3 protein-coding genes and 1 rRNA gene are annotated in these 6448 nt (G+C 50.8%); 1 reads left to right on the top strand and 3 read right to left on the bottom strand.

All coding sequences use genetic code 11. From position 1 onward, the window contains the following. Window positions 1-281: ribosomal RNA gene (locus DHN43_RS12310) — 16S ribosomal RNA — on the bottom strand; the annotation flags it as partial. A 675-nt stretch (window positions 282-956) separates the two neighbouring features. Between DHN43_RS12310 and DHN43_RS12305 the strand changes: the two genes are divergently transcribed. After that, entirely contained in the window at window positions 957-2915 is a 1959-nt protein-coding gene (locus DHN43_RS12305; protein ID WP_108818733.1) for a M23 family metallopeptidase, read from the top strand. Window positions 2916-2959: 44 nt separating this feature from the next. Here DHN43_RS12305 and DHN43_RS12300 read toward each other — a convergent pair whose 3' ends face one another. Both DHN43_RS12300 and clpB read right to left on the bottom strand, forming a co-directional pair. Further along, window positions 2960-3559, bottom strand: coding sequence for a DUF998 domain-containing protein (locus tag DHN43_RS12300; protein ID WP_108818732.1), 600 nt, complete (start codon window positions 3557-3559; stop codon window positions 2960-2962). Between the two features lie 162 nt (window positions 3560-3721). Continuing rightward, the gene (gene clpB, locus DHN43_RS12295; protein ID WP_063305039.1) at window positions 3722-6301 is read right to left on the bottom strand and encodes an ATP-dependent chaperone ClpB; all 2580 of its coding nucleotides are present in this window, start codon (window positions 6299-6301) and stop codon (window positions 3722-3724) included. Window positions 6302-6448 lie beyond the last annotated feature (147 nt).

Here is a 6448-nt window from a genome sequence, read left to right as displayed (position 1 = left end):
TGGCTGATCATCCTCTCAGACCAGCTATAGATCGTCGCCTTGGTAAGCCATTACCTTACCAACTAGCTAATCTAACGCGGGCACATCTCATGGCGATAAATCTTTCCCCCATAGGGCTCATAGGGTATTAGCAGTCGTTTCCAACTGTTGTCCCCTACCACAAGGTAGCTTCCCACGCGTTACTCACCCGTCTGCCACTAATCCCGAAGGATCCGTTCGACTTGCATGTGTTAGGCCTGCCGCCAGCGTTCGTTCTGAGCCAGGATCAAACTCTCAGGTTCTACTGAATATTAATCCCAACTTAAATCACGTTTCTGTACTCAAATCTAACCGACCATAAATGGCCAATTAATAGACGAGGAACACGCAAATAATTAAGACCGAAGCCTCAATCTTTGGTGTTCTGAAAAACGTAAACTAAGTCAGCTATTCCGTAACAGTGGCTTGTTACCAAACCACTCGCGAATAACCGCCGTCCACGTTTCTCTTTCTTCTTCCGTATTCAATTGTCAATGAGCGGAGACTTTCGCCTCAATATCCAGACCTACAAGACCTCTTAAAAACCCCGTAAATCCTTCTGTTTTTGTGCCTCCAGAACCGCGCCTCAGTGGCCCGCCCCGGTGGCGTGAAGCGGGTTATAGGGATATGAGCTGACCCTGTCAACGAGCCCTGAGAGAAAACTTCAAAATTTTCACAGGACTGGGGAAACTTTTTCAATAATCGCAAACCCTGTATTTATATGGTGCTTAAAATCGTGGTTTGCCAGCCAAATTCATTATTTTCTCGCCAATTCCATTTTTTCTATAATTTTTCATAGTATCAGGGACAAAATCCAGCCGTATTTGTCTTTCATCAGTTGTCCCTATCTTCAGCATTGTCTATCAATCGTAAACACGTAATGCAGAACTCTGCTGCAGATGGCATCTCTGCCGATTTGGGGAAAGATAAGTAGCTCGATGAATTCTGGTAGGTTCCATACTAATGGAAGGCCTTCCGTCAATCTTGGCAATGAACCTGCTTTGATGGTGGACAGCCTTGCAAGTTCGTCTGACCAGCCTGCACGGCTTAATGGCCGTTGGTTGATCGGGACGATCCTGACCGGCATGACCTCCATTGTATTAATGGGTGGTGCGTTGATGGCTGCGCTTGATGGCCAGTACACTTATAAGACAGCGAAAGCCCCCGCGAGCACTTCAACAGACCTGACACCACAGCGTAATTCCAGCGGAAAAGGCGACCGCCTGAGCTCCGCAACCGACGGCTTCTCCAATCGGCAGATCATTGAAGTAAATACAGTGACCCGCAGCGATGGCCGTGACCACGTAAAAGCCAAGCCATATGCGCTCGTCAGCGCAAGCCTTGAGAATATCAAGAAACAAGAAACAGCTGCAGACATTCCGCCATTCGACCCGATCACTATGTATCAGGGAGAACAGGTTGCTCCGTTACAGGTCGCCAGTGATGCAATCTACGGTGCCGACATTGAAGGCGAAGTCTCCATTTCTCAACGCGACTTCCCGCTGGAAGCTATGAGTATGGTCGCTCTTCCCGATCATAAAGAAGAGGCCGTTCAGGAGCAGGTCAAAAAAGCAGCGATGTTCATGCTGGATAATTCCACTGACATTGCGGCTGTGCCGAGCCTCGAAGACTTCAATGCAGGTTTTGCTCCACTTTCAGAACAGTCATTTGAAAACATCGAAGTCCGCATTACAGAAGAAAACGTTTCCTTCCAGCCCAAGTCCCGTAAAATCTCCCAGGCCAATCAGATCGAAGAACGCATAGTTCCAATCCTGACCCAGACTGACTTTATTGACATTCTGCTGGATGGTGAGGCTTCTGAGAACGAAGCGGAAGGCTACATCAAAGCATTTACCGAAAACTTTGGCATCGACACAATCAAAGCTGGTCAGATCTTCCGCCTGTCCCTCAACACGGACAAGATCGAAGAGGACGACGGAATTCTTGTACGTGTCAGCATCTATGAAGATCAACGTCATGTAGGAACCATCGCACCAAACGATGAAGGCGAGTTTGTCGTCGCACCTGAGCCGTCCACACAGATGGCCGCAGACGCGTTTGCATCACAGCAGCAAAACTCCGTTGGCCCTCGCGCCACCTATTATGACTCGATCTACCAGACTGGTCTTGATAACGACGTCCCAACATCCCTCATCAAAGAACTCGTTCGCATCTATTCTTATAGCGTTGACTTCAACGCCTCCGTAAAAAGCGGTGATGAGATGAGCGTCTTCTACGGCCTTGATGCAGATCAGACCACTGGCACCTCTGAAATTCTTTACACATCCATCACCGTGAATGGTCGCTCACACCGTTTCTACCGTTTCCGCACACCGGACGATGGTGTCGTCGACTATTATGATGAGAACGGCCAGAGCGCAAAGCAGTTCCTGCTCCGTAAACCAATCGCAGCTGGCCGCTTTACATCTGGCTTCGGCATGCGCCGCCACCCGGTTTTGAAAACCCGCCGTTTGCACACCGGCACGGATTGGGCCGCTCCTCGCGGCACCGCAATCTTTGCAGCTGGTGATGGGGTGATCCAAAAAGCAGCTTGGTCAGGCGGTTACGGCAAACGCGTCGAGATCAAACACGCCAACGGCTATGTCACCACATATAACCACATGACCCGCTTTGGCTCAGGAATTCAAAAAGGCCAGAAAATCAGACAGGGCTCCGTTATTGGCTATGTGGGAACCACTGGTCTTTCAACGGGTAACCACCTCCATTACGAAGTGAAAGTGAATGGTCGCTTTGTGAACTCACTTAAGATCAAGGTACCGCAAGGCCGCATCCTTGAGGCTAAGGTTCTTGAGAACTTCAAGCGCGAACGCGACCGCATAAATGCTCTAATGGAAACAGGCCGTCCAAGCCAGCGCGTCGCTTCACTACGGAACTGACCTCAGTTCATCAAAGGGATCTCACGATTAAAGAGCAAATAGCGTCAAACTACTTGCTCTTTATGATAGCGCTTGCGCATCAGGATCACGAAAAACCAAAGATAAATACCAGTCTCCAACGCACGTTGCATGAGACCACTGAAAGTGGTTTCCATAGATAGACTGAAGAGCATCACCAGCAAGATCAGCCCAGGCGCCACCCAAAACGATCTTTCAGCTTTGGCATGAGACAACAAACACAATCCCACAACAGCGCAGAAATAGGCCAAAAAGCCAGCAGCCGTATGCATGAGTTGGCTGCGTGTGGGATCATCCATGTTGCATTCAAAATCACACGGAAAGAACGCAGCAACAGCGATAAGCAGCGGATAGCCTGCAAAAATCATCAAGCCAACACGCTCTGCACGATTGCGCATCAGATAAGCAAAGCAGATCACGAGGCATGGCAGCAGCAACAGCTCCACAACCGTAAAACCCCAATAATTCACGGCAGGCCCAAACGGAGCGCCGGTTGCTCCAAGAGCGCTCATGAACTGTGATATATGGTCGTAATCTGGATAAAACTGCCCGCCAATGACAACAGTCGCGGCAAGCCAGAGATAACTGACAACCACAAGCGATATTGCAATATCAACGTGTCTCATGCCCGATGCCCTGCCCCCTAACCAACACTCAAGTTTTAGTCTGCATGACTAGACACCAAAAGCACACTTTCGAACAGTCGCTTTATGTTTCTGAGTATGTCCACAAAGCACAAAAAAGGGCCAGAAAATCCGGCCCTCTTCTTTAAATCATGATCCAATCTGTCAGGTCGTTTCAAAAAGCAGTCTGTCCGTTCCCGCAGAGACCCGGATGGCCTGACCGTCAGAGATTGATCCAGCCAACAGCATTTCTGCCAATGGATCCTGCACTTGTTTCTGAATAACGCGCTTCAGCGGTCGTGCACCATAAGCCGGGTCATACCCTTTCTCGGCAAGCCAACCCATAGCGCCATCATCCAGCTCAAGCTCCATCTTCCTGTCATCCAGTAGTTTTTGCAAACGAGCCAACTGAATTTCAACGATCCGAGACATCTGAGCTCTTTGCAAACGATGGAACAGAATAATCTCATCCAGACGGTTCACAAACTCAGGACGGAAGTGCGCTTTCACCGCATCCATCACCGGCCCGCGAACAGCATCAGCATCTTCACCTTCGCCCTGGGAAGCCAAAAATTCTGAACCAAGGTTCGACGTCATGATGATCAGCGTATTGCGGAAGTCCACAGTCCGGCCCTGCCCGTCCGTCAGACGGCCATCGTCCAGCACCTGAAGCAGAACGTTGAACACATCGCCATGAGCTTTTTCAACCTCGTCAAACAGCACCACCTGATAAGGTCGACGGCGCACTGCTTCTGTCAGAACGCCGCCTTCTTCATAACCAACATAACCCGGAGGCGCGCCGATCAGACGAGCAACACTGTGCTTTTCCATGAATTCAGACATGTCCACGCGCACCATGGCTGTCTCATCATCAAAGAGATAGCTGGCGAGCGCTTTGGTCAGCTCTGTTTTACCAACGCCAGTTGGGCCGAGGAACATGAACGAACCGATTGGCCTGTTCGGATCCTGCAACCCGGCACGAGACCGGCGCACAGCAGTAGACACAGCATGAACAGCTTCCTGCTGCCCAACAACACGCTTGGCCAGCTCATCTTCCATACGAAGCAGCTTTTCTCGTTCGCCTTCCAGCATCTTGTCGACGGGAATTCCAGTCCAGCGAGACACAATCTGAGCAATACTCTCACTGCTCACGGTCTCATTGAGCATGGTGTTATCGACATCTTCCGCTGTCTGGGCATTCAAGAGCTTCTTTTCCAGATCAGGAATAACGCCGTAAGCCAACTCACCCGCTTTAGCCAGATTGCCGATACGCTGCGCTTGCTCCAACTCGGTGCGTGCTTCGTCCAACTGCTCTTTAATTTTCTGCTCGCCGCTCAGCTTATCTTTTTCAGATTGCCAGCGTTGTGTCAGTGCATTGGATTCTTCTTCCAGATCAACCAGCTCTTTCTCAAGGCGCTGAAGTCGATCCTTCGTGGCGTCATCATCCTCTTTCTTGAGCGCTTCCCGCTCAATCTTTAGCTGAATGATACGGCGGTCCAGCTCATCCAGTTCTTCCGGCTTGGAATCCACCTGCATTCGCAAGCGACTGGCGGCCTCATCAACAAGGTCAATCGCCTTATCCGGTAGGAAGCGGTCCGTGATGTAACGGTTGGACAGCGTGGCCGCAGAAACAATCGCACTATCTGAAATGCGCACACCATGGTGAAGCTCATACTTCTCCTTAATGCCACGCAGAATAGAGATCGTATCTTCAACCGTTGGCTCACTTACAAACACAGGCTGGAAACGACGGGCCAGCGCCGCATCTTTCTCAACGTGCTTGCGGTATTCATCAAGCGTGGTCGCCCCAACGCAATGTAATTCACCACGCGCCAGCGCAGGCTTGAGAAGATTGGAAGCGTCCATCGCTCCATCTGCTTTCCCCGCCCCAACCAGCGTGTGCATTTCATCAATAAAGAGGATCACGCCACCAGCAGCGGCTTGCACCTCATTCAAAACACCCTTCAGGCGTTCTTCAAATTCACCACGATATTTCGCACCAGCGATCAGTGCGCCCATATCCAGCGCAAGCAGTTCCTTGTCTTTCAGGCTCTCCGGCACATCACCATTGACGATGCGCAGCGCAAGGCCTTCAGCAATTGCGGTTTTACCAACGCCTGGCTCACCAATCAGAACCGGGTTATTCTTGGTACGGCGGGAGAGAACCTGAATGGCACGGCGAATTTCCTCATCCCGGCCAATCACAGGATCGAGCTTACCGTCACGGGCTGCTTCAGTCAGATCCTGAGCAAATTTTTTCAGAGCGTCGTATTGATTTTCAGCAGATGCGGAATCCGCAGTACGGCCTTTACGCACTTCGTTAATAGCTTCGTTCAGTGCGTTGGGCGTGACACCACCTTGAGCAAGTGCCTTTCCTGCCTTGCTGTCTTTATCCATAGCAAGCGCAAGCAGCAGCCGCTCAACGGTGACATAACTGTCGCCTGCTTTCTCTGCAATTTTCTGGGCTTGTTCAAAAAGGCGAGCGGTTTCAGGCGCTAGGTACAGCTGTCCATTGCCGCCGCTCACTTTAGGAAGCGCAGCCAGATCGGTCTCAATCTGTAGACGGACATCCTGCACACGTCCTCCGGCCCGCTCAATAAGACCAGCAGACATGCCCTCGCTGTCATCCAGCAAGACCTTTAAAATATGTGCGGGAGTAAACTGTTGATGCCCTTGTCCCAGAGCGTATGTTTGCGCAGACTGAATGAACCCACGCGCACGGTCGGTGTATTTCTCAAAGTCCATATATAACTCCTATGTGCCGTGTCACCCGAAGCATGACGAAGCATTTTGGGAGGATCCGAGCCTCATAAAGAGCACCCGAAGCAGGAGACTTCCCCCTGCACTCTTCATATAGTAGTTCAAACTGCCGACAAAAGAGGGTCCTCGCAA

It is taken from the genome of Pseudovibrio sp. Alg231-02 (assembly GCF_900143565.1).
Taxonomy (GTDB): domain Bacteria; phylum Pseudomonadota; class Alphaproteobacteria; order Rhizobiales; family Stappiaceae; genus Pseudovibrio.
Note: the sequence above shows the minus strand (reverse complement) of the source record. Positions and strands in the feature narration are given on the sequence as shown.